At 35.9% G+C, this 26,657-nt stretch carries 24 protein-coding genes and 1 pseudogene; 3 read left to right on the forward strand and 22 right to left on the reverse strand.

Translation table 11 applies throughout. The annotated features are described in order from the left end of the window. Positions 1 to 180 precede the first annotated feature (180 nt). The 21 genes and pseudogenes from ACYQ4S_RS04745 to rfbA all read right to left on the reverse strand — a co-directional run bounded on the left by ACYQ4S_RS04745 (position 181) and on the right by rfbA (position 21,761). Entirely contained in the window at positions 181 to 1,335 is a 1,155-nt protein-coding gene (locus tag ACYQ4S_RS04745; protein WP_459769681.1) for a glycosyltransferase family 1 protein, read from the reverse strand. Between the two features lie 102 nt (positions 1,336 to 1,437). Continuing rightward, positions 1,438 to 2,754, reverse strand: a complete 1,317-nt coding sequence (locus ACYQ4S_RS04750) for an O-antigen polymerase (protein WP_459769683.1) — start codon at positions 2,752 to 2,754, stop codon at positions 1,438 to 1,440. A gap of 42 nt (positions 2,755 to 2,796) precedes the next feature. Next, positions 2,797 to 3,975, reverse strand: coding sequence for a glycosyltransferase family 4 protein (locus ACYQ4S_RS04755; protein WP_459769685.1), 1,179 nt, complete (start codon positions 3,973 to 3,975; stop codon positions 2,797 to 2,799). Position 3,976: 1 nt separating this feature from the next. Next, positions 3,977 to 4,879 carry an ATP-grasp fold amidoligase family protein gene (locus tag ACYQ4S_RS04760; protein ID WP_459769687.1) on the reverse strand — a complete coding sequence of 301 codons (903 nt, stop codon included), beginning with the start codon at positions 4,877 to 4,879 and terminating at the stop codon, positions 3,977 to 3,979. A 5-nt stretch (positions 4,880 to 4,884) separates the two neighbouring features. Further along, the gene (locus tag ACYQ4S_RS04765; protein WP_459769688.1) at positions 4,885 to 5,976 is read right to left on the reverse strand and encodes a glycosyltransferase family 4 protein; all 1,092 of its coding nucleotides are present in this window, start codon (positions 5,974 to 5,976) and stop codon (positions 4,885 to 4,887) included. Next, entirely contained in the window at positions 5,976 to 6,596 is a 621-nt protein-coding gene (locus ACYQ4S_RS04770) for an acetyltransferase (protein ID WP_459769690.1), read from the reverse strand. Before ACYQ4S_RS04770 ends, ACYQ4S_RS04765 begins: the two co-directional genes overlap by 1 nt. Positions 6,597 to 6,698: 102 nt before the next feature. Then, on the reverse strand, positions 6,699 to 7,334 hold the full coding sequence (locus tag ACYQ4S_RS04775) for a sugar transferase (RefSeq protein WP_459769723.1): 636 nt from the start codon (positions 7,332 to 7,334) through the stop codon (positions 6,699 to 6,701). 74 nt (positions 7,335 to 7,408) lie between these two features. After that, entirely contained in the window at positions 7,409 to 8,533 is a 1,125-nt protein-coding gene (locus ACYQ4S_RS04780; RefSeq protein WP_459769692.1) for a DegT/DnrJ/EryC1/StrS family aminotransferase, read from the reverse strand. A gap of 80 nt (positions 8,534 to 8,613) precedes the next feature. Next, positions 8,614 to 9,441 carry a TIGR02391 family protein gene (locus ACYQ4S_RS04785; protein ID WP_459769694.1) on the reverse strand — a complete coding sequence of 276 codons (828 nt, stop codon included), beginning with the start codon at positions 9,439 to 9,441 and terminating at the stop codon, positions 8,614 to 8,616. Between the two features lie 996 nt (positions 9,442 to 10,437). Further along, positions 10,438 to 10,563, reverse strand: coding sequence for a type IV pilin protein (locus tag ACYQ4S_RS04790; protein ID WP_459769696.1), 126 nt, complete (start codon positions 10,561 to 10,563; stop codon positions 10,438 to 10,440). A 47-nt stretch (positions 10,564 to 10,610) separates the two neighbouring features. Further along, positions 10,611 to 12,467, reverse strand: coding sequence for a polysaccharide biosynthesis protein (locus ACYQ4S_RS04795; protein WP_459769698.1), 1,857 nt, complete (start codon positions 12,465 to 12,467; stop codon positions 10,611 to 10,613). A 17-nt stretch (positions 12,468 to 12,484) separates the two neighbouring features. Continuing rightward, on the reverse strand, positions 12,485 to 13,255 hold the full coding sequence (locus ACYQ4S_RS04800) for a tyrosine-protein phosphatase (protein ID WP_459769699.1): 771 nt from the start codon (positions 13,253 to 13,255) through the stop codon (positions 12,485 to 12,487). A gap of 18 nt (positions 13,256 to 13,273) precedes the next feature. After that, positions 13,274 to 13,978 (reverse strand): CpsD/CapB family tyrosine-protein kinase, encoded by a 705-nt coding sequence (locus ACYQ4S_RS04805; RefSeq protein WP_459769701.1) that lies wholly within the window; start codon positions 13,976 to 13,978, stop codon positions 13,274 to 13,276. Beyond that, entirely contained in the window at positions 13,975 to 14,724 is a 750-nt protein-coding gene (locus tag ACYQ4S_RS04810; RefSeq protein WP_459769703.1) for a YveK family protein, read from the reverse strand. The genes ACYQ4S_RS04805 and ACYQ4S_RS04810 overlap by 4 nt, the downstream gene beginning before the upstream one ends. A 259-nt stretch (positions 14,725 to 14,983) precedes the next feature. Then, positions 14,984 to 15,991: pseudogene (locus tag ACYQ4S_RS04815) on the reverse strand (NAD-dependent epimerase). A gap of 108 nt (positions 15,992 to 16,099) precedes the next feature. Next, positions 16,100 to 17,269 (reverse strand): nucleotide sugar dehydrogenase, encoded by a 1,170-nt coding sequence (locus ACYQ4S_RS04820; RefSeq protein WP_459769705.1) that lies wholly within the window; start codon positions 17,267 to 17,269, stop codon positions 16,100 to 16,102. 91 nt (positions 17,270 to 17,360) lie between these two features. Further along, positions 17,361 to 18,341, reverse strand: a complete 981-nt coding sequence (locus tag ACYQ4S_RS04825; protein ID WP_459769706.1) for an LCP family glycopolymer transferase — start codon at positions 18,339 to 18,341, stop codon at positions 17,361 to 17,363. A gap of 80 nt (positions 18,342 to 18,421) precedes the next feature. Further along, entirely contained in the window at positions 18,422 to 19,264 is an 843-nt protein-coding gene (rfbD, locus tag ACYQ4S_RS04830; protein WP_459769708.1) for a dTDP-4-dehydrorhamnose reductase, read from the reverse strand. A gap of 63 nt (positions 19,265 to 19,327) precedes the next feature. Then, positions 19,328 to 20,311 carry a dTDP-glucose 4,6-dehydratase gene (gene rfbB / locus ACYQ4S_RS04835; RefSeq protein WP_459769709.1) on the reverse strand — a complete coding sequence of 328 codons (984 nt, stop codon included), beginning with the start codon at positions 20,309 to 20,311 and terminating at the stop codon, positions 19,328 to 19,330. A gap of 1 nt (position 20,312) precedes the next feature. After that, positions 20,313 to 20,879, reverse strand: a complete 567-nt coding sequence (gene rfbC / locus ACYQ4S_RS04840) for a dTDP-4-dehydrorhamnose 3,5-epimerase (RefSeq protein ID WP_459769711.1) — start codon at positions 20,877 to 20,879, stop codon at positions 20,313 to 20,315. A gap of 15 nt (positions 20,880 to 20,894) precedes the next feature. Continuing rightward, positions 20,895 to 21,761: a glucose-1-phosphate thymidylyltransferase RfbA gene (gene rfbA, locus ACYQ4S_RS04845; RefSeq protein ID WP_459769713.1), complete on the reverse strand. Its 867-nt coding sequence runs from the start codon at positions 21,759 to 21,761 to the stop codon at positions 20,895 to 20,897. Between the two features lie 214 nt (positions 21,762 to 21,975). On the opposite strand from rfbA, the gene ACYQ4S_RS04850 reads away from it, so the two are divergent. The 3 genes from ACYQ4S_RS04850 to ACYQ4S_RS04860 are packed head-to-tail and all read left to right on the forward strand — an operon-like array spanning position 21,976 to position 25,036. Further along, the gene (locus ACYQ4S_RS04850) at positions 21,976 to 23,625 is read left to right on the forward strand and encodes a CotH kinase family protein (protein ID WP_459769715.1); all 1,650 of its coding nucleotides are present in this window, start codon (positions 21,976 to 21,978) and stop codon (positions 23,623 to 23,625) included. A 1-nt stretch (position 23,626) separates the two neighbouring features. Then, complete coding sequence (locus tag ACYQ4S_RS04855) at positions 23,627 to 24,358, forward strand: polyphosphate polymerase domain-containing protein (protein ID WP_459769717.1); 732 nt, start codon at positions 23,627 to 23,629, stop codon at positions 24,356 to 24,358. A gap of 3 nt (positions 24,359 to 24,361) precedes the next feature. Then, positions 24,362 to 25,036, forward strand: coding sequence for a DUF4956 domain-containing protein (locus tag ACYQ4S_RS04860; RefSeq protein ID WP_459769719.1), 675 nt, complete (start codon positions 24,362 to 24,364; stop codon positions 25,034 to 25,036). Positions 25,037 to 25,085: 49 nt separating this feature from the next. On the opposite strand, the gene ACYQ4S_RS04865 is transcribed toward ACYQ4S_RS04860, so the two are convergent. Further along, positions 25,086 to 26,507 carry a lipopolysaccharide biosynthesis protein gene (locus tag ACYQ4S_RS04865; RefSeq protein ID WP_459769721.1) on the reverse strand — a complete coding sequence of 474 codons (1,422 nt, stop codon included), beginning with the start codon at positions 26,505 to 26,507 and terminating at the stop codon, positions 25,086 to 25,088. Between the last annotated feature and the right edge of the window lie 150 nt (positions 26,508 to 26,657).

A 26,657-nucleotide genomic window follows, 5' to 3' on the forward strand; every position in this document is an offset into this window, starting at 1 on the left:
GACCGATTTAACAGGGTTCCGACTGTAAATTGTTTGATAAAGTGATCAATACTCGAATAAAACTCGTTTTTTTCTGAATTATTTGGTAAAATGTTAGCCATAAGACATCTCTCCTTGGAATGTTGGTTGTGACTCACATTTTACCAAAGAGAGCTGTCTTTTTCTTTACTTTTAAGCTGATTAATCTAAATAATCCTTATGATGTAAAGGATAGAACGGAGTTCTTAAGGGTGCGAAACTTGAGTAGAATTCTTGAAGATTCTCTGCAACTGAGATTATATCAAATCCTGCTTTTCTCATGTCATCCATTGTGTTTCGTCTTACAACTGAACTAAGTTTATGAACTTCATTCGCCCAACTATTCACGTTATCATTTAAAGATAACCATTTAATTTCATCTATAACTTCTACTTCTTCTGTAATGGTATTAGAAAGGACACAAGGTAAGCCTGTAGATTGTGCCTCAACTAAAGTTACAGGTAAACCTTCATGTAAAGAGGGCATCACAAAAATATCCATAGCGTGCAATAATTCCGGAATATCTGATCTTATTCCAGCAAATATCACATTTTTCTCTAACCCTAATTCTTTTACTTTTTCCTCTATTTGAGAGCGTAATGGTCCGTCGCCTACTAATAATAATTTCCCACTTTTGTATGATTCAATATAAGACTTGAAAATATCTATTAAGAAATCATGATTTTTTTGCAAATTAAATCTTCCTACATGTCCTAACAAAACTTCATCAGAATTTATTTTTAGCTCTGCTCTCTTTGATTCTCTAAATCCATTATTGAAAACAAAACTATTGGTATCAATTGCATTGTTAATTACAATATAATCCTGATTCTTAAATAGATTACTAGGATATAGCCACTTTGCAGCTAATTCTGAACAAGCGAAATAATGTGTTGCTATATCTTTAATTCTATTTTGATTAATTTTATGCATAAAATAATGTATTTTACTGCCACTCTGTTTTGTATTATGACTGTGAATTATTCGATTCTGGATTCCGCTCTTTTTAGCTAATATAAGGGGTTCAACATATGATAAGGAACTTAAGTGCTGGTGTACTATTTGATACTCTTTATGTTCATCATAAAATCTGAGTAGTGCTCTTCGATTTTTAAGAACCCCTTGGCTTCTAGCTGGAACATTGTATATCCTTCCACCCAGACTTCTAATTTCATCATTATAGTTATCTTCTTCTTGACTATTTAGTAAAAAATCAAATTGAACTTTTGTTCTATCAATTTTTCTGTAGATATTCATCAGAAGTGTTTCGATACCTCCTCTATTCATGCTATGTGTAATATGCAATATTCTTATCATATTTTCCCTCCATTAAAAATTAACTTAGTATTAAATATATAATTGGAAACTACTCTCTCAGTACCGTCTATAGATAGAGTTAAAATAAAAAATTTTACTTTTTCATAAGATGTTAACTTCTTTACTTTTTGATCTTTTAGTAGTTTTTCTGCTAACACTCCTAAATTTTACTTTGTTAAATAAAATTAAAAATAACCAAATAATAAAATAATTACGCCAGGATCCAAAATGATTCATAAAAGAAAACATAATTATAAATATACACAGAACATTGATTATTGGGTTTTCACTTCGTTCTGACATTTTAATAAATTTGCTAATGAGTGTTAAGATAAATGGAATGCCAAACCAACCAAAATTCGACAAAGCTTCCCCAAAAATACTTGTTTGGAAATTCCAACTTAATATAGTTCCTGGTGGGTAGCCGAGTGCTGCAGCTGTAACATAAGTATCATAAGGATAAGGTTTATTGGGCCACAAATTTCTTGGAATATAGAATAAAACATTAAACAAATAGCTTTGTCCCCAATGATCAAGAACCCTGTATTGATCTGGGCTTAGTAGCGCGTAGATTGAAAATTTAACATCTATATCTCTAAAGAAATATAACCTTAAATTATCAAGCGTAGTGACATTTGCTGTATGTTTATCAATTAAAAAAGCATACCCTACAAAAAAAGTTAATATGAATAACCCACTTGTCACGATTTTTTTCATAGGAAACTTTCCCTTAGATGACTTTAAAATATCAACGGCTAAAATCGCAAACACTATAAAAGCCAATAATGTTCTTTTACCGTTCAATACTCCAGCAATAATAGCCGCAGAATATATTAAAAAATTATTGAACTTAGTATTCTTACTAAAAAGCTTGGTCACTAAAATAAATATTAATGATACAAACCCACCTATTCTCATAATATTTCTGTGATACCACCATTCAGAATCTGACGCCAATACTCCAAATCTTTGAAAAAATGCATATTCAGTTAAATACTTATCAGGCGATGGCGCTAAGAAAGCAAGTAAAAGCGGGAGAAACATTAAAATAACACTTATTACATATATTTCTCTATTTATTTTAAGTTTTAATATGCTTGCCCTAATGTCTCCTATTACAACACCTTTGCTTTTGTTTTTCCTACCTGTAAAATAAAGAGTTATTGGTGTTATTATAATAAAAAAACTGTATATCATATTTGTGGTAATATCATTTAAAGCTTTATCAAATCCAGGAGATTTATAGCTATAGTCTTGTATCCCGAATATCCATTCTAATACTACTGGTAATACAAAAACTACTTGAAAAATCAATAAAGTAACATATATAATCCTCAAATTATATTTTGCTTTTTTAAAAACACTTAAAAATAAAATTAGATTTATAACTACTGCTATAATTTGAAGTAACAAACTCATTTTATGTCCCCTTTCAACGATATCAAGTACATTCAAATCAATCTAACAAAGGCTTCGATTTTTAAAAGCCTCAAAAAACCTTCTTCTTCTCTCTTCGATAACATTTTTATCATACTTCTTTGACTCTTCATAATTCCTTGTAGCTTGCTTAGTCATAGCTTGTTTATCAAAAGACTTTAAAATCTTAATTATCTCATCAATATTTTTTTTAGTATTACTAAAAATAAATTTATCATCTAAAAGTTCTGGTATTCCTGCAGTCCTAGCACCAAAAGCTGGTATAGCTCTACTCATAGCTTCAATAAGAGCTCTCGGCAAACCCTCTTGTCTACTAGGTTGTGTATATATGTCAATCGTTTCTAACCAATCAAAAACTTTATTATGTGTCATCGCCCCTAAAAACTTTACTTGGTCTAAAACATCATGCTTTTCTGCTATTGATTTTAAAAACACTTGATCCCCGCCACCAACAAGCTGATATTCAAAGTTGGTAAATCCTTGTTTTTTTAACTTTCCTAGGGCCTGAATAATATACTGTTGGCCTTTATACCTAACATTCACAGCTGCAGTTGTACCAATCACAATTTTATCTGTATCTTTCATAGATTCAATTTTTGTTAATCTTCTCTCTAAAACTCCATCATCAAATTCAGTTAATGCAACGTTTGAACAATTTGTATGCTTTCCATCAGTAGGGTATCTGTTTTGCAAGAAGTGATTTGTAACATAAATAGCGTAAAGTGACTCCTTTACTCTTTTCTTTGTAGCATAATACATCAACGGTGCAATAAATTTTCCTGTCATACTATGATTCCAAAAACCGTCCCATGGACATGCTACTACTTCGACCAAATATGGTTTACCATATTTTCGAGCAAAATCTACAGCAATATTCCCAACAAAACTAGGTAGTCTTGCAATAATATAATCTGATTTTTGTATTTCATTAGCTATAATATTTATAGCATTCTTTTTGTTTGTTAGTTGCCCTTTAAAACTAGAAATATTAGGACAAGAAATTACCTCGAATGGATTCACGGTGATTTTAGATAATCTATTACTAGCTTCATCGCTCATAATTTCTTGAACTCTAATTACTACAGCTAATTCCTCAGCAATTGAATAATATCTTTTAAAGGTTTCATCATTATGTGCAGTCCCGTAAAATTCGTTTTTTTCATCTTTTCTTAAAGGTCCATCGTGACAAAAAAGTACTCTCATTCTAATTCACCCTCTTTAGACTAGGCAAAATAAATTCTTTACCTAATATATAATCAAATTCATCTGGATCAAACTGAACATATCCAGTCCAAGGATAAAATGTTAATTCTCCAAAATAAACTTTTTTGTTTGCATAATATAAATCAACCCTCACGAATGGAAAGTCTTGAGATAATACCTTTGCTACCTTAACCATTTCTTCATACCCTTCTGGTCTTTTGACAACATCTCCAAAATTATCATGATCTGTTGTAACATCAATATAGTTCCAATCAATATCATAGATGTTTCTCTTATGACCTATATGTCTATCTACATCAAGAACGACATATTTAGGTTTTCCGTTGAAGCACAAAAATTTATAATCATTTATCCCGTCAAATTTATTGTTATTATCTTCAAGGTATTCTTCTATTATGATTTTAGGAGTTATACCCTTATATGACCATTCTCTTCCAACTGCATAGTTATCTCTCTTTAGCCAAATAGCTAGATCGCTCTTAATTTTTTCTATAGATAAAGTGGATTTTTCTCTACATAAAATATTAGTTCCACTTCCATTCGTTGTTTTTATTACAAATTTTTCAGGTAATTTGTCCACTTCAATTTGAGTAGGGTTATCGTATATAGCATATAACTCAACTAAAATGTTTTGAAGTCCTTTAGATTTAATGTACTCTCTAACTTCATACTTATCTGCACATTGAGTTAACAACTGATTATGATAGTTCACTTTATACCATTGTAATTTTTCGGTGAATCTTTCAGGTTTTTTCAAATTAAGCTTTCGTCCCATTTTAACTTTATATTGGAATTTAAGCATCCATGAGTCTGGAACTAATCTTAAAAAGTGTAAAATTTTAAATCTAGTTTCTTTATTTCTAATTATTTTTCTATAATCCATCAACTTCACCCCACCCAAAACTTAATTTCATCTTTATAAGCATTTACCACTATCTGCCTATCAAATTCTTTCTCAACCTTAGCTCTACCAGCTAAACCCATTTGCTTCTTTTCTTCAAAGCTTAACTCTAAAAAATTCTCAATCTTCTCTATAAGGTCTTGACTATTCTGCTGCTCTACTACATATCCGTTAATTCCATCATCTACAATTTCTCTACATCCACTTCTGTTTGTAGTTATGATAGGTCTACCAGATGCAGCACTTTCTAGAAGAACATTGGACATTCCTTCTGGATAATAAGTAGGATGAATCGTACAATGAGAAATTTTGTGGAATTCTCTTACATCACTTTGCATCCCATGATATTGAATAATACCTTCCTCATTCACAGCCTTTAATTTTTCTTCATACGATTCTTCACAAAAACCAAGAATATGAAATTGAGTATCTGGATACTTCTTTCTTATGTACTCAGCAGCGTCAAGATACTGATCTATTCCTTTTTGTTTCATAACTCTTGATATGAATAGAAAGTTTATTATTTCATCTTTAGGATATTCTAAAATTTCATAATGATTTAAGTTAACTCCAGAACCAGGAATAATCTTTTGTTTTCCTTTTATAATCCCCTTGCTATTTATAAACTCTGCATTTTCCTTATTTTGAAGGAATACGCATGAAGCATTATTCAAAGCCATTTTATATAAAAATACTGTAATACTCTGTAATAAACCGCCATTCTCAACAGCGGTTCCTAGACCTGTTATATTAGCAATATAAGGTGTTTTTTTAAGTCTGCACATTATCCCACCATAAACATTAGGCTTAATTGTATAAGTTAAAACCACATCCGGCTTAACTCTATTTAGTATCTTTTTATATTCAACCATTAGCTTGAAATCAGTAATAGGGTTTGTCCCTCTTCTGCTAATATTAGTATCAATGAATTGACAGCCTAAACTAACAAGTTTTTTTACAAACTCTCCATTAGGTAAAGATATATACACTTCATTATCCTTTAGCAGTTCTTTGATTAATTCTTTTCTAAATTTATATAATCCAATATCATTATTGGCTAATATCAAGATTTTTCCCATCAGTCTACTCTCCTCACCGGAACCCCAACATATGTCCCAGGTTCAGTAATATCCTTAACCACCACAGCCCCTGCACCTACTTTGCACCCACTGCAGATGTTCACGTTATTGCTTACAACACTGCCGATTCCAATCCAGCTTCCCTTACCAACTCTCACTGTTCCAGCTAAATTAACCCCAGGAGAAATGTGTACATAATCTTCAATAACATTGTCATGATCCAAGCTAGAACTCGTATTGATAATGCAGCCCTTGCCGATTCTAGTAGAGCTGTTAATAACGCCCCCAGCCATTACTACTGTTCCAAGGCCAACCTTAACATCAGTACCAATAACTGCACTAGGATGAATTAAACTAACTACATTTAACCCTTGCTCAAATAATTTCTCTTGCACTTTTTCTCGAACAGTATTTTTACCAATAGCAACAAAGAAATCAGCTTCATCTTTATATGTAAAAGCATCAGCAGTTTTACCAATGACTTCTAACCCCATAGATGTCTTAATAGACTCGTCATCATCGAGGAATGCTATGCTTTCCCACTTATTCATTTTTATTGCGATGTCTGCCACAACTTTCCCGTGTCCGCTGGCACCAATAATAATCAATTTGTCTTTCATGAACAGTACATTCCTCTCTGAAATAGTGATTTATAATTGTACTTTGTTATCAATTTCAAAATAATAATGTATGATTACAGCAATCTCTAAAGTGAAAAGGCTTTAATTCTCTACCTTACTTCCCCTGAATGGCTCCATTGTAACCGATGTATCTGAACTGATGCCTTCCTTGACAAAAACCTTCTTTATAGTAAGAAAGATAATCTTCCAATCGCCTATGAAACTCACATTATCTACGTACTCAACATCAAGATTAAACTTATCTTCCCAGCTGATAGCATTACGCCCATTGACCTGAGCATATCCTGAAAGACCAGGTCTCACTTCGTGTCTTCTTTTTTGATGCTCATTGTATAGTTCAAGGTATTGAATGAGTAATGGCCTAGGCCCCACGATGCTCATATCCCCTTTAAGGATATTGAACAGCTCAGGTAGCTCATCTAGACTTGTAGACCTTAGCATCCTACCAAACTTTGTTAATCTAACACTGTCTGGAAGCAGCTCGCCATTCTCGTCCTTCTCATCTGTCATCGTTCTGAACTTATACATGGTGAATATTTTCTCATTAAGCCCAGGTCGTTTCTGCTTAAACAGTACCGGACTACCAAGCTTCAATCTAACAAGAATCCCTACAATTATAAGAACTGGACCCAAAACGATAATTGCCATCAAAGACAAAATGAAGTCCATTGGTCTTTTCAGAAATCTTCTGTATATGCCTTTAGAAGACTCGACCATACTTGCATTTATTTCGCCTTTATTCACTTTAATTTCTTCCTTCACTTCACTCTGCATCCATTAGCACCTACTTCTTATTTAGTCCACAGTCCCTTAATAATTGAACAAATTCTCTCAAGATCCTCATCAGTCATCTTCGTATCAGACGGCAAACACACACCGTTCTCAAATAACTTTTCACTCACATCTCCACCAACATAATCATACTTAGCAAAGAATGGCTGCATATGCATCGGCTTCCAGACAGGCCTTGATTCAATATTCTCTTTCTCCAGTGCTTCCATAACATCAAGAGGTCTAACCTTGCCCTTCAATGTCATAACACTCAGCCAGTAGTTCGGCTCGTTCCAGTCATTGATAGGCATAAACTTAACATCTTCTAACTGACCAAGTTCTCTCTTATAAAACTCAAAGATATACTTCTTCTTAGCTACTCTTTGATCCAATACTTTAAGCTGCCCTCTACCAATTCCAGCAACAACATTACTCATGCGGTAATTGAACCCTAATTCGCTATGCTGGTAGTGCCTTGCTGCATCTCTACTTTGAGTGGACCAGAACCTAACCTTCTTAATCTTCTCTTCATCATCAGAAACGAGCATCCCGCCACCAGAAGTAGTGATGATTTTGTTTCCGTTAAACGAGAACACTCCAAACTCACCAAAAGTTCCAGTATGTTTTCCTTTATAATAGGCACCTAAAGACTCCGCAGCATCTTCAATAACAACTACATCATGCTTATTGCAAATCTCCATGATCTTATCCATATCAGCTGATAGGCCATATAAATGTACAACTAAAACAGCCTTCACCTTATCACCATACTTTTCGAAGGCTGCTTCTAATGCTTTAGGATCCATATTCCAAGTTTCATAATCACTGTCGATAAAGACAGGAGTAGCGTTCTGATAGATGATCGGATTAGCTGTAGCAGAAAAAGTAAGAGTAGGACAAAATACAATATCACCCTCGCCAACACCTAAAGATTTAAGTGCCAGGTGGATTGCTCCTGTTCCAGTAGTTAAAGCTGCTGCATGTTTTGAACCTACTTTTGCAGCAAGCTCTTTCTCAAACTCATTTACGTTTGGTCCAAGTGGTGCTACCCAGTTTGTATCGAACGCTTCTTGTACATATTGCATTTCATATCCTTCATCACTCATGTGTGGTGATGCTAACCAAATTTTTTTATTCTCAGCCATTTACCGTCATCCTTCCTTATCTAAAGTCTATGTATTGTATAGAGGTGCTTTTATGTATTGAGCACCTTCTTGATTTCTTATTAATCTTCTTGCTGTTCCTCAACTGTTTTGATGCTTCTAAAAAGCCAGTTTATGAATAGCAACATCTCAAAGCATTCTTCTGGACTTCGACGCTCTTCATCACCATGACTAAAAATATTTCGAATCGACGCCATTGTCCCCATTGCTAAAAACTTGTATCCTTCAATAAAGCCTTGTTGATTCTCAGGTTGAATATTTGAAGTTTTGATATATGTTCCATCTCTGAATGCGTTAGCCATAAGCTCTCTACCTGAAGACCCAAGATTAGAAATGTCTTGAACAAAATCCTCTAGTCTTTCAGCTGCTTTTCTTACTGCCTCATTAAAATGACCATCACTGAAAAGTTGAAGGGGTTCTGATGAAATGTTTGGATCTAAATCATGATTTCTAAAATGTTCTTCTAATAATTTAGGCGGCACTTCTATACGAGGTAATGTCTCATCGATTTCAATTTCAACCAACTCGTCTCTCATATCGATTTCAAGCTCGAACAATATGTCCGATAGTTTCTCAATCTCTCTTTTAGTAAGTGGCTTTCTTTTATAGAATCTATAGTTTATTGCTGCTGGTATTACCTTTCTAATAATTGCCTTTGGTAATCTCTCATGTCTCCTATAAAGCTCTGTAATTCCATTTTCAATCGCTTGAATCTTAACGCTATATCCATCAAGATATTTCTCAATGTGACTTTCTGCAAATATTGATCTAAATGTAATTGAATTCTTAGCATTCGAAGTTAATGGTAGGAATTGGCACAATAACTCAGCAAGCTGATTTAACAGTATCTTCTTGTTCGCTGTTACTTTTCTAACTGCTTTCTTTGCCATGATATCCTCCTTCTGAATGCTTTTATGTATTTAGTACCTTAATTTTCTTCTCTATATGTAGTGTTTCATATTGAATTTCACACTATATCTTGCATAAATGTATACTTTGTTTGGATGGGACTACGTGTAATGCTTCTGTAACATTCACCCTTATAAACCAACCTCTAAAACCCTTGATACTTCTGGCCTTACAGCCTCTTTATCCTTTCACCATACTCACGTCGAAAATACATAATTCTCACAGTTTGTGAGTTTTTATCTACCACCATCTACCACCTTTTTCTGAAACCATTCATATCACTAACTCTCAACGGTAGTCGATAGTTTTTTATGTACCACTTTTGTGAGAATTCGATAACTACATGTTGTGGTCCGATATTTTTGAGCTACTATATCTTGTAATCCTATTAGCATACTCACGTCGAAAATTTTGAAGAGGGATAAATAGGATTTATGCAATATCTTGTGGTCCGATATTTTTGACCCACAACATATTGTGGTTTTGATCCTTTCAAGATACTCACGTCGCGCCCGATTATGGTGAAAGGATGTGTTTTATGCAACATATGGTAGTCAAATATTTTTGACCCGCAACATCTTGTGGTTTCGTTCTTTTAAGATACTCACGTCGCGCCCGATTATGCTGAAAGAATGTATTTTATGCAACATATGGTAGTCAAATATTTTTGACCCACAACATCTTGTGGTTTCGTTCTTTTAAGATACTCACCTCGTTTTATTCGTCCAATCATAGCCAAGGAACTTTGCTAGGTGGATTCTCGATTTTAAACTTTCTAGGGTGCTCAGAACATAATACTTTTTCTTCCTTGAGAGCATACAATCCTTTAGAGGAACACTGATTAAGACCGTGTTCTATCATGTACGAGGTTAAACTCAAATCAGATTGTACAAAGGAGAACTCTCTTTCGTATCCTTCTTCTATTAATTGTTGATTAGCTTGACACGTTTTTTCTTTTTAATTAGATATAACTGATTTTAATGAGGGAAACTAATTGAAGGAATAATACTTAATATGACAAGGACTGCTAATAATTCAACTATGGTGAACCCTTTTTCTCTAATCATATTTAACTTCAACATCTTATTCATCTCCACCTGCATAATGAAAGGCTTTAACTGCTACAGAAGCAGCCAAAGCCTTAACTGTTTTAAGCGTAGACTATTGAGGTCTCTGCATTTACTTCTGTGTGTCCTAGAGAAATTTTACCGTTCGCGAAGTCTATTAGTTGTTTTTTGAGTTGAGTTTCATTGTCCTGTTCAATTTCTTTAACGAACTGAAGGACCAACTCGACTGGTACATTCGTTACTTTTCCAACAAAAATTTTCTCATACACTTTTTCTTTTGTAGTTTCTTTAGTACTTAGGAGTTCCTCAAACAGTTTTTCACCTGGGCGAATGCCGGACTCCACAATCTTTATAGTGTTCTTATCTGCTCCACTTAGTTTGATCATTTTCTTCGCAAGGTCTACTATTTTAACCGGTTCACCCATGTCTAGTACAAATATTTCTCCGCCCTTTGCAAGTGAGCCTGCCTGAAGCACTAATCGACTGGCTTCTGGAATCGTCATAAAGTACCGTGTCATTCTGAAGTCTGTTACCGTAATTGGTCCACCGTTTTTGATCTGTTCTTTAAATACAGGAATTACACTGCCACGACTACCGAGAACATTTCCAAATCTTACAGCGACGAAATTGGTTTTTCCTTTTTCATTCAATCCGGTAACGATCATTTCTGCAATACGCTTTGTTGCTCCCATAACATTTGGTGGATTAACAGCTTTGTCGGTGGATACCATGACAAAACTGCCCACACCTACTGCTTTTGATGCTTCAGCCATATTCTTTGTTCCATATATATTATTTTTAACAGCTTCTGTCGGATTGTACTCCATTAGAGGGACATGTTTGTGCGCTGCCGCATGATAGACTCGATCCGGCTTATAGGTCTTCATAATTTCGAATATACGCTTCCGGTCCTGAATATCTGCAATCACTGGAACCAGCTCGATATCATTTTTATCCGCAATATGTTTCAATTCTCTATGCACCAGATAAATCGAGTTTTCTCCGTGACCTAATAGCAGTATCCGATCAGGCGAGAATCGAATGATCTGACGGCATATCTCTGACCCAATCGATCCGCCTGCTCCTGAAACAAGGACAGTCTGGCCGGATAACTGAGACGCTATCTGCTCCATGTCCAGTTTCACTTCTTCGCGTCCAAGCAAATCAGTGACATCGATCTCTTTAAACTCATTGACTTCATATGTCCCTTGAACGATGTCCTCCACTGAAGGCATCTGGTTTACTTTAACATGTATCTCGGAACAGTAGTCTACGATTCTGTTCAATTCTTTAGAGGATAGTGATGGAATCGCAATAGTGATCTGATCTATTTCAAATAACTCAATCAGTTTCTCTACATCATGGATGGTTCCTAGTACCGGCACACCATATAACGTAGTTTTCTGCTTGTTTTTGTCATCATCCACGATGCCTACAAACTCGATTTCTGGATTGTGCTGAAGGCTACGAATGAACAGACTCCCTCCATCACCTGCCCCCACAATTAACGTGCGCATAATGGAAATATTTTTCCCATTATTTATTTTTTTCTTTTTGAGTTTATGCTCTATGATAATCCGCCATGCCACCCGGCTTCCAGGAATAATTAACACCGCTAATAAATACCACAAAAAAAGGAAGCGTTGGCTCAGTGGAGTAAAGATTAGATTGTACATATCACATACAAAGAAGGCTGATGTAACTATAATCCCATGAATAATTGTTTCCTTTATACTGGTGTATCGATTGATCTTGTCAAATATTCTAAAAAACAAAGACAGACTTATGTATACAACCATAATTATCAAATAAGACATAACCATTTGTCTAAGTGGAAGTGATAAGTAAGGGGCCAGAAACAAATAAGAAAATAGCCCGGCTAATGTTATCACCGTTATATCGACACAGCCTAATGTCAATCGTTTTTTTCTCCGATTCATCTCGTGTCCTCCTTTACTTATTTAAACCATTTTGAAATGAGCGATTTTTTTATGTGATGGGTGTCTGGTGCAATCACTGGGTCTCCATTGAGCAAATCTTTTGTCGTCTGGTGAAACGCATTTCTTTTGCTTCTACCGTAGTTTTTCGCTAACAAGTCATAAGCTTTTTTCATATGAAAAGCACGATTACCTGTGTTATGAGCATCTGAAGCAATAAAGTGAACGAGATTCGCTTCAATGAGCTGCTTGCTAAGCTTTTCGATATTTTTTCCAAAGCCCCCTGTATAACTAGATGCTGTCAATTGAGCCAAGGCCCCTTTATCGATAAAGTCTTTTAACCGATTAGGATGTTCTAGAATCTGATGATTTCTTTCAGGATGCACAATGACTGGCGTCTTCCCATTTAACTGCAGCTCATAAAACAATCTTTCTGCGTAAGTGGGGATATTAGACGTCGGAAATTCAATCAGTATATACGTTTGGCTTTCGTCCGTAAAAAGAATCTTATCAGCATCTATATCTTTGATTATTTCTCCATAGATGCTGACTTCTTGTCCAGGAAAAATAGTTAAGTTGATATTTCTGGCGTCTAATTCTGACTGCAGCTCGCTGACATACCTTACAACATCAGCTTTGTCGTTGATCCAGCTTCGCTTCTGATGGTGAGGAGTCGCCAGAATATGTGTGACTCCTTCTTCCACAGCAAGTTCTGCCATCTTAATAGAGTCTTCAAGCGTTTGAGCTCCATCATCGACTCCCGGAAGTATATGACAATGTAAGTCTATCATTGATAGCACATCCTTTAATTATTCACCGTAATAGTAATAATAGCTGTCATCTGATTTATCTACTCGGTTTAAAACTGCTCCAAGGACATTTGCCTGTACTTTTTCAAGTAAGTCTTTAGCTTTAAAGACTTCATCCTTATTAGCCTGACCCTTAGGTATAACGAATAATACACCATCAGTCTTTGAGGCCATTACTTGTGCATCAGTGACAGCTAATAGTGGTGGCATACCGAAAATGACCAGATCGAAGTAATCCAGCATTTCCTGTTTAATTTCTTCCATACGCTTTGATCCCAATAATTCTGCAGGATTAGGTGGGATTGCTCCACTGGTCAAAACATATAGGCCTTCAGTATGAGTACGGTAAATCATTTCATCAAGGTGAGCATTCCTGTCCGTAAGCAACGTTGTTAATCCATCATTATTTCTAACTTTGAATATTTTATGCACAGTTGGTTTTCGCAAGTCCGCATCAACAAGTAGAACTTTCTTTTCCTTTGATGCGAATGTAGCAGCTAGATTAGCTGAAACTGTAGTTTTCCCGGCTGCTGTTCCAGCAGAGGTGACTACTACCGTTCGTAGTGTTTCGTCCACCATAGAAAATTGAATATTTGTTCGAATCGTTCTGAACTGTTCTGAAACGACCGATGACGGTTTGTTTACCACTACTAAGCCAGGACAGTCAGCTGTATCTATTTTTTTCTTCTTAGTAAAAATCATCATGTTCTCCTCCTTGACCTGACATTGCTTGTCTCGTTTGAACGTTGTGGTAAAGCCTGTCGGCCATCCGACTTCAATTCATCGGCTGACATCTCTGCTATACGCCCAAGACTAGTCCAGCCCAGTTCTTCAACGATGAATTTTTCATCTTTAACCGTGTTATCAAGAAATTCCAGAAGAAAGGCCAGACCTACTCCAATCATTCCACCTAATACGACACCAATAGCCAAATTCAGCATATGGTTGGGAGATATAGGATTAATGTTTGGCTCAGCTTGAGAAATAACAGTCACGTTATCCACATTCATGATCTCATCTAGATTTTCTTGAAAAACCGAAGCGGTCGTATTAGCAATGGTTGCCGCATTGTAAGGATTTGTATCAACCACACGAATAGAAAAGACTTGAGAGTTATCTTCATTAGAAATCGTAATTTTGTTTGATAATTCAGAATGAGACAGATCAAGATTCAGTTCATCTCTGACTTCATCTAGTATAACTGGACCTTTGATTATGTCTTTATATGTATTAATCAACTGAACATTCGTATCAATATCTGATCGCTGAATGGCATCTGCCTGTTGAGTACGGTTAACAAGTAGCTGGGTTGTTGAACTGTATTCTGGTGTTGCTATGAAAAACGTATAAAAGGAAACTACCAATAGGCCTACTAATGTTAGGCTGATGATTAGTCCCAACCTTTTTTTAATAATATTAAATAATTCTACTAAACTGATTTCTTCTTCCATCTTATCCTCCTGTTGCTACACCGACTGAAATTACTAATATCTATATAGCAAATTATCATAGATTACAGAATAGCATATAAAATAACAACTTTGTACCGGGTGAGCAATATATTAAAATTTATTAAAGTGATTAATTCAAAAAACTGACACATTTCGAGTTTGAAATATTTATAATTACAGATCCTAACACTCATAGTAAGACCTGCCATTTTGTACTAAACACCAGGTCAGCTATTAGATTTACTTGTTCAAAAATAAGTTAAATTTTATAGTACTGCTTGTACCAAGTTACGAATTTACCTAGGCCATCTTCAATACTTGTATCTGGTTTAAACTTAATATCTTCTTCCAGATCAGCCATATCTGCATACGTCCGCTTAACGTCTCCTGGCTGCATCTCCATGTATTCCTTCTTTGCTTCCATGCCGATGGCTGATTCAAGTGCCTTAATAAAGCGCATCAATTTCACGGGGCTGTTGTTTCCGATATTATATATCTTGTATGGAGCAAAGCTTTCACTAATATCACCATTGCTTTCATCCCATTCTGGATTAGCTTCGGGTGCTTTTTCTATCAGTTTTTCGATTCCACTAACGATATCATCAATATAGGTGAAATCACGTTCCATTTCTCCATGGTTAAACACTTTGATCGACTGCCCAGCAAGAATAGCTTTAGTGAATGAAAAATATGCCATGTCAGGTCTACCATATGGGCCATAGACTGTAAAGAATCTCAGTCCGGTTGTCGGTATGTCATATAGATGACTATAGGTGTGCGCCATCAGTTCATTCGACTTCTTAGTCGCTGCATACAGTGATACAGGGTGGTCGACATTATGATTAGTAGAAAAAGGGGCGATCTTATTCCCTCCATAGACTGAACTGGACGAAGCATACATCAAGTGTTTGACAGGGAAATGACGACAAGCTTATAATATATTCATAAAACCGGTCAGATTAGAATCAACATAAGCGTAAGGATTTTCAATCGAATAACGGACCCCCGCCTGTGCAGCCAAATGAATGACATGAGTCGGACATTCATTCTCAAACAGCTCATCGACCGGCTGTTTATCTTTTAGGTCAATTTTGTAAAAGGTAAATCCTTCATAGTCATTTAATATTGACAAACGATCTTCTTTCAGCTGCGGATCATAATAATCATTGAGATTATCCAGTCCTACAATATCAACATTCTTTTCCAGAAGCGCCTTGGATAGATGGAAGCCGACGAAACCAGCTGCTCCAGTGATTAGTAATTTCATGTTACCTATCTTCTCCTCTATATTTAGAAATTCATTTTGTGACATCAAAGAAAAACACTGGCTAGATCGACCGAAAGGATTCAGTCCTATCCAACCAGTGCACGTCAATTAATTATTGTTATACAAATCTCTAGTGTATACTTTCTCTTTTACATCTTCTATATCTTCAGTAATTCTATTTGCTACTATAACATCAACTTCATTCTTAAATGATTCAAGATCGTTATTTACTTTGGACCTGAAGAACGTATCTTCTTTTAATACCGGCTCATAGACAACGACTTCAATCCCTTTAGCCTTGATACGCTTCATAATTCCCTGAATAGCGCTTTGACGGAAGTTATCTGACCCAGATTTCATGACAAGACGGTAAATTCCGACTTTTTTCGGGTTTCTAGCAATGACTTGTTCTGCAATGAAATCTTTACGTGTTCTATTTGCGTCAACGATAGCTGCGATTAAATTATTTGGTACTTTGTCGTAGTTAGCCAATAACTGCTTCGTATCTTTAGGCAGACAATACCCACCGTAACCAAATGAAGGGTTATTATAATGATCACCGATACGAGGATCTAAAGAAACACCATCAATGATTGACTGAGTATCCAGATTATGCACTTCAGCATAGGTATCAAGTTCGTTAAAATAAGCCACACGTAATGCAAGGTAAGTATTAGCAAACAACTTAACTGCTTCGGCTTCTGTTGACTTCATTAAAAGAACAGAAATGTCTTTTTTAAGTGCACCTTCTACAAGTAAGTCCGCAAATGTCTGGGCACGTTCTGACTCTTCTCCTATAATGATACGACTAGGATATAGATTATCATATAAAGCATTTCCTTCTCTAAGGAACTCTGGTGAAAAGATGATGTTGTCCGTATCGAACTTGTTTCTAAGTTCCAAAGTATAACCTACTGGAATAGTGGACTTGATAATCATTGTTGAATTCGGAGAATACTTCAGTACATCTGAAATCACATCTTCTACCAGTGATGTATCAAAGTAATTTGTTTTATCGTCATAATTAGTTGGTGCAGCAATGACTACATACTCCGGGTTATTACCGTATGCCTCCTCTTTGTCAGTTGTTGCCACCAAGTCCAGATCTTTATTTGCAAGATAATCGGATATTTCCTTATCAACAATGGGAGACTTTTTTTCATTGATCATATCAACTTTTTCTTTAATAACTTCTAAGGCTTTAACTGAGTTGTTTTGCGCCAGTAAAATAGCATTAGATAAACCAACATATCCCATGCCTACTACAGTAATATTCATCTAGTTCATCCTTCCGAAATTTTTACATACAATATAATAATACCCTGTTAAGATGAAATCTACAACAGGGCAGTAAAATTTTATACAATAATTAATTTAATTCAAGTTCATTTCTCAAATGAGTCTTTACTCTAGCTAATTCTTCTTCAGGAATCATTTCATAATACACGCCATTTTGCATTTGTCCACTACCAGATAACTGAACTTGATCAACATTACCAGCTGAGCTTCTATAGTTATTGAACATATCGACCATATCATCAAAAGACATATTAGTTCTCATATTTGTGCTTAAAGTTCCTAGAATATTTCTGTAATTCATGACTGTATCAAATGAAGCAATTCGCTGCATTGTTCCTTCTAAAACTTGCCTTTGACGGAACTGTCGTCCATAATCGCCTTCAGGATCACTTGATCTCATTCTAGAATACTCAAGTGCTTTAGGGCCATCCATATGAGTTGGTTGTCCTTCGACGAACTGATACCCTCCCTGTGAGAAATTCAATGGGGGGGTTACTGTAATTCCACCAACGGCATCAACGATCTGCTGCATGCTCTCCATATTCACTGATACGTAGTAATCAACGGGGATGTCAAACAGATTTTGAACTGTATTTACAGTCATGCTTGTACCACCAAAGGCATAAGCGTGATTTATTTTATCCATAGTCCCACGTCCGACGATTTCCGTATAGGTATCTCTAGGAATACTGACTATGCTCGTTTTTTCAGTATTGGGGTTTATAGTTAATAGCATGAGTGTATCTGAGCGCCCTGACATGTTATCCGGACCATCTGTATCGACACCCATTATAAGAACAGAAAATGGGTCTTCACCTTTATCAACATCAAGAGGTCTTTCCTGACGACTTGTATGCTGCTCCTGTGCTTCCACTGGTTTATACATTTCGTCTGTTGTAGATCTCAGGTCTGAGTATACTTGCCACCCAATATAAGCAGCTATTGCTCCTATAAGAGTAAACATTAGCATAAATATAGAAAAGATGATTTTTCCAGCTGTTCGTTTATTATTTCTTTTGTGATGTTTTCTGGATCTTAATTGTTTAGTCATAGACTTCCTTCTCTCTTCAAAATATCTATCTATAAGTTTACCAGTTTATCTGTCTTTATTTATTAAAAATTGTGAATAAATCACAACAATTCGGACTGATTTAGATATTGAGCAAGTGCTATTTCCCATCTAATAATCTCAAACCCTGTTTCTTTAGTTTTCGAAAGGTCCATGACAGAATGCATCGGTCTTTTAGCTCTTTGAGGGTATTCAGCTGAAGATATAGGTTTTACTTCTATTTTCTCATCCTTGAGTATTTCTTTAGCGAACTCATACCATGAGCACTGTCCATCATTCGACAAATGATAAACTCCATATTCTGGAAGCTTTTTAGTTAAATGGACCATAAACTCAGCTAAGGTACGAGTCCAAGTTGGTCTTCCGACTTGATCTGAGACAATTGTCAGTTTCTCTTTTTCTTTAGCTAATCGCTTCATCGTAGACACAAAATTATTTCCATACTGACCAAATACCCATGAAGTTCGGATAATGTAATAGTTATCGAGGATCGACTGTACTGTTTTTTCGCCTTCAAGTTTTGCTGTTCCATATGCATTTTGAGGGTTTGTGGGATCCTCTTCTTTGTATTGATCCATCTTATCCCCGTCAAAAACATAATCCGTACTAATGTATACTAGCGTCGCACCATATTTACTGCATGCCTCGGCAATATTATGTGTACCTTTAACGTTTACCTCCCAGTTTGGCGACTCATCATCTTCTGCATTATCTACAGCCGTATATGCCGCACAGTGAAAGACAAAGTCAGGTTTTTCTTTATTAAAGATTTCATCTATTCCTTCTATATCAAGTATGTCCAGATCATCTGACCCACACGCTAAGAACGTTTCGTTCAGTTCCTTTAGCAAATGACTGACTTCCTGTCCAAGCTGCCCATTCGCACCAGTTATTAAGTACTTCATTCACATCATCCTCCAACTAATAAAATAGAGCCAATTCTCATTGACTCTATAAACTCAATTCATTTAACTTAATTCCGCTTTATTTTTAAGTGGTCTCCACCAGTCTTCATTGCTCTGATACCACTCGATCGTCTCCAATATGCCTGTATCGAATGTATATTCCGGCTTCCAGCCCAACTCGTTCATCAGTTTATCCGGATCAATTGCGTAACGTCTGTCATGACCTAATCTATCTTCAACATAAGTGATAAGTGAACGTGGCACATCTAACTTTTCCACAATTAGATCTACAATCTGATTATTTGTCCGTTCATTGTGTCCACCAACGTTATACACTTCACCGCTTTGACCTTTTTTCAGAACTAACAAAATGGCCTGACAATGATCTTTTACATGGAGCCAGTCTCTGATATTTTCTCCGTCTCCATATACTGGTAACTTTTTCCCATCCATAGCATTTGTTATCATTAATGGGATGAGCTTTTCCGGAAAATGATAAGGTCCGTAGTTGTTTGAGCAGCGGGTGATGTTAGTATTTAGTCCGTATGTTTCATTATAAGCTCTTACAAGCAAATCAGCACTAGCCTTACTTGAAGAGTAAGGGCTGTTAGGAGTTAATGGCGTATCTTCAGTAAAGTAGCCTGTCTTGCCTAAGCTGCCATACACTTCATCTGTAGAAACTTGTAAGTATTTCTCGATGTTGAATGCTTTTGCCTGATTCAATAAATTCAATGTCCCTTGAACATTAGTCTCAATGAATACACCTGGATTAAGGATGCTTCTATCAACATGTGATTCTGCCGCAAAGTTAACGATATGCGTAATGTCATGATGTTCCATAATATAGCTGACAAGCTCAGCGTTCGTTATATTGCCTCGGATGAATGTATAATTAGGATTCGATTCTATATCGCTTAAGTTTTCTAGATTTCCTGCATAAGTCAGTAAGTCGAGATTGATGACATTAGCTCTTGGTTCTTTATCAAGAACGTATCGAACAAAATTACTTCCGATAAAGCCCGCTCCACCAGTTACTAGTATATTCATATTACTTACCCTCCCAGACGAATGGGTTTTCCCAGTCGCTCACTAATGGATGTCTCTGATCTTTATCAGAAAGAATGACCTTTTCCAAGTCTACTGGCCATACAATGTTCAATGCCTCATCTTTAAAAGAGATACCACCATCATGCTCAGCTGAGTATACTTCATCTACTTTATATTGTACATTACAATTCGGTGTTAGAGTCAGGAATCCATGAGCGAAGCCTTTCGGAACAAAAAGTTGTCGCTGATTATACTCACTTAAAATGACTCCTTCCCATTCCATAAATGTAGGAGACCCTTTTCTTAAGTCTACAATGACATCATAAATGACCCCTGTAGTTGCTCTGATGAGCTTAGCCTGAGATTTTGGAGGGACTTGAAAGTGCATTCCTCTTAAAACACCTGGCTCTACAGATAGTGAATGATTATCTTGTATGAACGTGTTGTCAATTCCATGTGCTTTGAATCTGTCCAAATTGAAACTTTCTGTGAAAAACCCTCTATGGTCTCCATAAACATCTGTTTCAATAATTTTTACATCTTTTAATTTTCCATCAATTACTTTCACTTTTATTCTCCTTTATTATGACCCGACTAACCTTAATAAATATTGTCCATATTCATTCTTCTTCAGTGGTTCAGCTAGCTTTTTCAATTCTCCTGAATTGATATACCCCATTCTCCAGGCAATCTCTTCAAGGCAGGCAATTTTTACGTTTTGTCTTTTTTCAACTGTTTCGATAAACTGTCCTGCTTCAAGTAAAGACTCATGAGTTCCTGTATCAAGCCAGGCATACCCTCTTCCAAGCAGTTCAACATCCAATTTCCCTGATTCCAAATAAGCCTGATTTATATCTGTTATTTCGAGTTCTCCACGTTCAGATGGTTTTATGGATTTAGCAATATCCACAACCGTGTTATCGTAAAAATACAAGCCGGTCACGGCATACGAACTTTTTGGTTTTTCTGGTTTTTCTTCAATTGATATAGCTTGCCGGTTATCATCGAATTCAACTACGCCAAAGCGCTCAGGATCAGTAACATGGTAGCCAAAGACTGTTGCACCGTCCTCCTTAGAGGCAGCACGCTGGAGCATCTTAGATAATCCTCCACCATAATAAATATTATCTCCGAGTACTAGGCACACTGAGTCATTTCCGATAAATTCTTCTCCAATAAGAAAAGCCTGTGCCAATCCTTCGGGTTTGTCCTGCACTGCAAATTCAAAACTTATTCCCAGATCGCTTCCGTCTCCCAGGAGTTCCTTAAATCTCGGAGTATCTTCGGGCGTTGAAATAATCAATATTTCTTTGATTCCTGCAAGCATGAGAATCGAAATAGGATAATAAATCATCGGCTTATCATATATTGGCATAAGCTGTTTAGATACTGCTCTGGTCAGAGGGTAAAGCCGAGTGCCGCTTCCTCCTGCTAAGACAATTCCTTTCACTTATATACGTCCTTTCTGACATTATAATATCTACTCTATTGATTTTAGTATAAATAGACAGTTTTTACAACTTAATATCGTGGACTGATTTAATAGAAGCATGAACTGTTCACTACATAACAAGTTAATTAAAAATTTCTGAATAGATTGTCTAATAAACTGCATATTGCTATACTTTTAAATGTATGACTTTTTTGTAAAAAGGAGGTAAATTATGAAAAAAGAACATTTAATTAAGTTATTCATTCTTATCATTAGTCTTGCCGGCTTTGTTTTTTTCACTTCCGGAATGGATTTTGGTCGATCAGAGCGTTATGAAAATTTACTTGTTGAGCGTGAGACTTTTGATACCCTTATTTCAGAAAGAAACGAAGAGCTGGATTCTGAGCATCCCGATATTTACTTTGATGATTTTTCCCTCACATATGACACTCTATCAAATACTTATTTTTATTCTATTATTGAAGATAGTCCCAGTCGGCATAATCCATTAGTCAGAACGGTCTCTACACGTTTTAACCGATATGATGTAGCTATTCTTGGAGATATACTGAATGATTCCAGCATCGAGAATAATGAACAAGCAGAAATTCTTTTTTATACAGATGACTCTTACAAAATTTATTCAATTGCTGCGACTACTTTGCCTATTGTCACAATAAACATGAATGAGCAGATCTCTGATAGAGACAATCCAATAGGAGATCTGGATGAGCCTGCAACTTTTACTCTATTTGATAACAGGAGCGATGTCTCATCATCGGATCGCCATATTACCAGCCATACTTATGCAAGGTTGAGAGGTGCAAGCAGCAGAAGATTTACAAAAAATCAATTTCGTCTAAATCTCAGAGAAATATCCATTGCAGGAACAGAAAGCAATAACCATCTCTCCTTGCTTGGTATGAGAGAAGATGATGACTGGATTCTCTACTCTCCTTACAATGATCCTGAGAAGATGAGAAACACATTGTCAAATAACCTTTGGTACGAATCATTTGCTACAAATAATTCTCTAGATATTGTTAACGGCACACAAGGGACATTTGTCGAAGTCTTCGTAGATAATATGTATTGGGGAATATACACATTGATGCACCCTATCGATCGAAAGCAGCTGGAACTGGATGTAAACAGCCGATCCTTAACAAGCGACTTCTACTATAGAGCAGTTACCAATATTGCATTTGATATAGAAGATTTCATTCATCCTGGAGAACAGTACATTCGAGGGCGATTTGAACTGCGGGATCCAGAACCAAATGGGATGCCTGAACAGTGGGATCCATTAGTTGATCACTTGCTGATGATTGATGAGGATGAGGAAACCTTAATAGAATATATTTCCACTCAAACAGATATAGATAATCTGATTGATTATTATCTATTCTATATTCTTACGCAGGCTACTGACAATAACACTAAGAACAGAAATTATATTGCCTACTATAATGATGGCGAACACTTTATGCTGGAATCACCCTGGGATCTTGATCTCACATGGGGATTAAGATGGGCACCGGGTACTCCGAGACTGTCTTTAGTAACTGGATTGCCAGATGAGAATTTCTCACCCAGTGTGTCTCATATTACCCGATTAATTGAGATGAATAACGAGCAGATTAAACAGCAGGTTCATGAGCGTTATAGACAGCTCAGGGCTTCAGAGTGGTCAGATCAAGCATTTGACGACAGAATCAGTAATTATGAATCTATGATTTTTAAATCAGGAGCTGCTAAAAGAGATTACTCTCGCTGGCCCTCTTCCGCTTATGAGAAAGATGCGGACAAGTTCAGAGCATTTGTAAACGAGCGCTTGAACGCTATGGATATTTATCTTAATGACATTCTAGGAGGTGACTGATGTGTTCAAAAAAACAGAACCTAAAGACAAAATTCGGTACAGAAACGAACTCAAATACTTTATTTCAGAAAATGACTTAATCGTAATCAGAGAAAGACTTAAGCCATTAATCAAGCTCGACCCTTATGTAGATAAAGAAAAGGGATTTTACGTCGTCAAAAGTCTTTATTTCGATGATCATGAAGACACGTGTCTGGACCATAACGAATTTAGTCTAGGAAGAAGAAAAAAATATCGTATAAGAATATATGGAGACAATAAAGACCTGATTCTGCTTGAAAAAAAAGAAAAAGAAAACAGTATGTCACGAAAAACCAGTTGTAAATTGACACGTCAAGAATATGATGCTCTGCATTATGGAAATGTCCAAGGCCTTTACTGGAAAACTGACAAAGCACTCTTAAAAGAATTTGTGCTTCAAATCATGTACAAACGTTTCTCTCCAAAAGTCATAATTAAATATGAGCGAACAGCTTTTGTAGACTATCCAGGTAATGTCCGTGTTACTTTAGATAGAAACATTTCGTGTTCTTCCCAGAATAACCGATTCATTGATAGTGACTACACTGTCATACCCGTCTTGGAAAAAGGAAGACATCTGCTAGAAGTTAAGTATGATGAATTCCTTCCAGACTATATAAAGCAAGTCATACAACTAAACAGTCTTGAGCAAGCAACATTTTCAAAATACTATATGGGAAGAGTCACTTCTCAAAACCATGGAGGAATTTAACTAATGTATCAGTTTTTCAATATTTTAGATAATGTCAATACAGGATTCAACAATGAAGAAGTTACCACTACAACTATTATCACCATGCTTCTTATGGTATCTGTCTTTTCATTCTATGAATTCTTAGTGTACCGTTATGTATCAAAGCGTAGTTTTTATTCTAAGCACTTTAATATCTCTCTGGCTATCATTCCTTTCTTTATTGCCAGTATTATAATGGCTCTGCAAATCAGTCTTGTTGTAACACTGGGAACTATTGGTGCATTGGCCATCATTCGTTTCAGAACGGCAGTCAAGGATCCACTCGATATGGTGTATCTCTTCTGGTCTGTTCATACTGGTATTGTAGTTGGAACGGGACTGTTTGAAGTTGCATTCCTGACTTCAATTGTAGTTACGGTATTCATACTAATTTTAGACTTCATGCCTTTAGGAAAGGCTCCTTATCTTCTAGTAATTAATATTGAGGATATCGGGGAAGAAAAGTCTATACTAGATTTAATTGACGGATTTGCAAAGCACGTCAACGTTAAATCACGTAACTTTTCTCCTAACGGCATTGATATGATCGCTGAAATACGTACAAAGCAAGAAGCTGATCTCATGAAAGAACTTGTTACTCACCAAGCTATAAAAGCTGCATCACTCGTTGCTCACGATGGTGAAAAAGAATTTTAATAAATTTAAAAGACAGGTCTACACGATGAAAATCATGCAGACTTGTCTTTTAGTTTGCGGATATTAATTGTTTCATTCCTACAATTGTTCGCTTGATGTCTGAACGTTTAATAATTAGGTAAATACAATAACTGATGACATATATAACTACTGTCCACCAGGAATCAATGTACCAGCCCGACAATATAAAGATCAGGGTCAATACTATCTCTAGAATTAAATCCTTATTGATACTAATTGATAGCTGTTTTGACAAAAACAGTTCAGCTATTGTCGCACGGACTACTTGACCAATCAGTATAGTTAAAACGGCTAAATTTAAATTATGCCAGATTACCGTTGTAACGATTGTAAATATTGCACTGACCACGACAGTTGCTGCATTTATTCTTAGCATTGTCTTTTCATATCTTAACGTTTTAAGGTAAGTGTTTATCAGCAATGTAATACGCCCTTCGTATATCACCATCGGGAACAGTAAGGCCATATACAGGAGTGACTCTGCATAATCAGGTAACCAGGCTGAAAGTATCACTCTTGCCGGATAGTAAAAAACAAGTAAGGACAAGGTAATGATCATTAGGAAATTTCGCATAAGATCGTAAATTAATGGGAGTTTTTCTCGGCTTGTCCGTCTTAGTATCGGATACACCACAACACCTATCCCCGTAATGAATACCATCATAAAGTGGGATATACTGAGCGTTAAAGAGACACGACCAAATGTTTCTATGTCCCACTGCCTTTCGATTCCAAATTTCACAATTCCGATAATTAATTTACTCGCTAAATTGGCCAGAAGAAGTTTGATTCCAACATTTATATTGTTCCATGATTCCTTTATATCCAGATTAAAATGAGACAGTTTTCTGAACACAAACTCTTTACAAAAGTACATTCCCATTAGTAAAGAAATAAACTTGGATAACAGATCTGCGGCTATCATCAGATGATAGTCTCTACTTCCAAGAAAAAGCAGCAATAAAACAATTGCAATAAATAGTATACGATCCATTACCATTATCTTCGCATACTTTTTAATCAAATTTGTCGCCTGCAAAGTAAAGAGGAACATATATCTGACATTCAAGATAATCATATTTAATGCAATCATTTGAAAGATAAATGTCCGGTCAGGACCATCCGCAAATAAACCAGCAAAAATAAGTATAGCCCCTGCTAAAACTACTTGAACAGAAAGAAGCTGTACAAATTGAGAAAAGAATTTATCTTTATCAAGGGATTTATAACTGTCTCCGCCGTATCTTAAATATATTCCATCGTTCCATCCAAAATGGAAAAAACCTACATAAGTGGAATAAAACATGTAAAGCTGCCAATAACCGTAATCTTCTACTCCGATTAGTCTAGGGACGATTAATGTAACAAGTGTGGATACCATTAAGGTAATCAAATTTGAAGAAAATGTGTAAGTAAAATTCTTTAAAAAGCGTAGTGCTTTGATATTCATAAAATTCCTTCTTGTCTATAAAAAGTAATTACCAATTTTTTTGTTTTTTCGTGTTGTTTTAATGCAACTATCGTTGCTCTATCAATTAAAATACAAAAAGGCACCTCTTCCCCCCCTTAATCTGATAAAATGAAGTTCACGAAAACAAAC

The sequence above is a fragment of the Alkalibacterium sp. s-m-28 genome (genome assembly GCF_054658175.1).

Coding starts and splice junctions, on each gene's coding strand:
- rfbB (WP_459769709.1), bottom strand. CDS start 20,311: ATGAATATACTAGTAACTGGTGGAGCGGGCTTTATCGGAAGTAATTTT.
- ACYQ4S_RS04750 (WP_459769683.1), bottom strand. CDS start 2,754: ATGAGTTTGTTACTTCAAATTATAGCAGTAGTTATAAATCTAATTTTA.
- ACYQ4S_RS04820 (WP_459769705.1), bottom strand. CDS start 17,269: ATGAATATTACTGTAGTAGGCATGGGATATGTTGGTTTATCTAATGCT.
- ACYQ4S_RS04755 (WP_459769685.1), bottom strand. CDS start 3,975: ATGAGAGTACTTTTTTGTCACGATGGACCTTTAAGAAAAGATGAAAAA.
- ACYQ4S_RS04785 (WP_459769694.1), bottom strand. CDS start 9,441: ATGGCAAAGAAAGCAGTTAGAAAAGTAACAGCGAACAAGAAGATACTG.
- ACYQ4S_RS04745 (WP_459769681.1), bottom strand. CDS start 1,335: ATGATAAGAATATTGCATATTACACATAGCATGAATAGAGGAGGTATC.
- ACYQ4S_RS04805 (WP_459769701.1), bottom strand. CDS start 13,978: ATGATGATTTTTACTAAGAAGAAAAAAATAGATACAGCTGACTGTCCT.
- ACYQ4S_RS04850 (WP_459769715.1), top strand. CDS start 21,976: ATGAAAAAAGAACATTTAATTAAGTTATTCATTCTTATCATTAGTCTT.
- ACYQ4S_RS04810 (WP_459769703.1), bottom strand. CDS start 14,724: ATGGAAGAAGAAATCAGTTTAGTAGAATTATTTAATATTATTAAAAAA.
- ACYQ4S_RS04795 (WP_459769698.1), bottom strand. CDS start 12,467: ATGAATCGGAGAAAAAAACGATTGACATTAGGCTGTGTCGATATAACG.
- ACYQ4S_RS04760 (WP_459769687.1), bottom strand. CDS start 4,879: ATGGATTATAGAAAAATAATTAGAAATAAAGAAACTAGATTTAAAATT.
- ACYQ4S_RS04800 (WP_459769699.1), bottom strand. CDS start 13,255: ATGATAGACTTACATTGTCATATACTTCCGGGAGTCGATGATGGAGCT.
- ACYQ4S_RS04860 (WP_459769719.1), top strand. CDS start 24,362: ATGTATCAGTTTTTCAATATTTTAGATAATGTCAATACAGGATTCAAC.
- ACYQ4S_RS04865 (WP_459769721.1), bottom strand. CDS start 26,507: ATGAATATCAAAGCACTACGCTTTTTAAAGAATTTTACTTACACATTT.
- ACYQ4S_RS04770 (WP_459769690.1), bottom strand. CDS start 6,596: ATGAAAGACAAATTGATTATTATTGGTGCCAGCGGACACGGGAAAGTT.
- ACYQ4S_RS04780 (WP_459769692.1), bottom strand. CDS start 8,533: ATGGCTGAGAATAAAAAAATTTGGTTAGCATCACCACACATGAGTGAT.
- ACYQ4S_RS04765 (WP_459769688.1), bottom strand. CDS start 5,976: ATGGGAAAAATCTTGATATTAGCCAATAATGATATTGGATTATATAAA.
- ACYQ4S_RS04790 (WP_459769696.1), bottom strand. CDS start 10,563: ATGCAGGTGGAGATGAATAAGATGTTGAAGTTAAATATGATTAGAGAA.
- rfbD (WP_459769708.1), bottom strand. CDS start 19,264: ATGAAGTACTTAATAACTGGTGCGAATGGGCAGCTTGGACAGGAAGTC.
- ACYQ4S_RS04775 (WP_459769723.1), bottom strand. CDS start 7,334: ATGGTCGAGTCTTCTAAAGGCATATACAGAAGATTTCTGAAAAGACCA.
- ACYQ4S_RS04825 (WP_459769706.1), bottom strand. CDS start 18,341: ATGACTAAACAATTAAGATCCAGAAAACATCACAAAAGAAATAATAAA.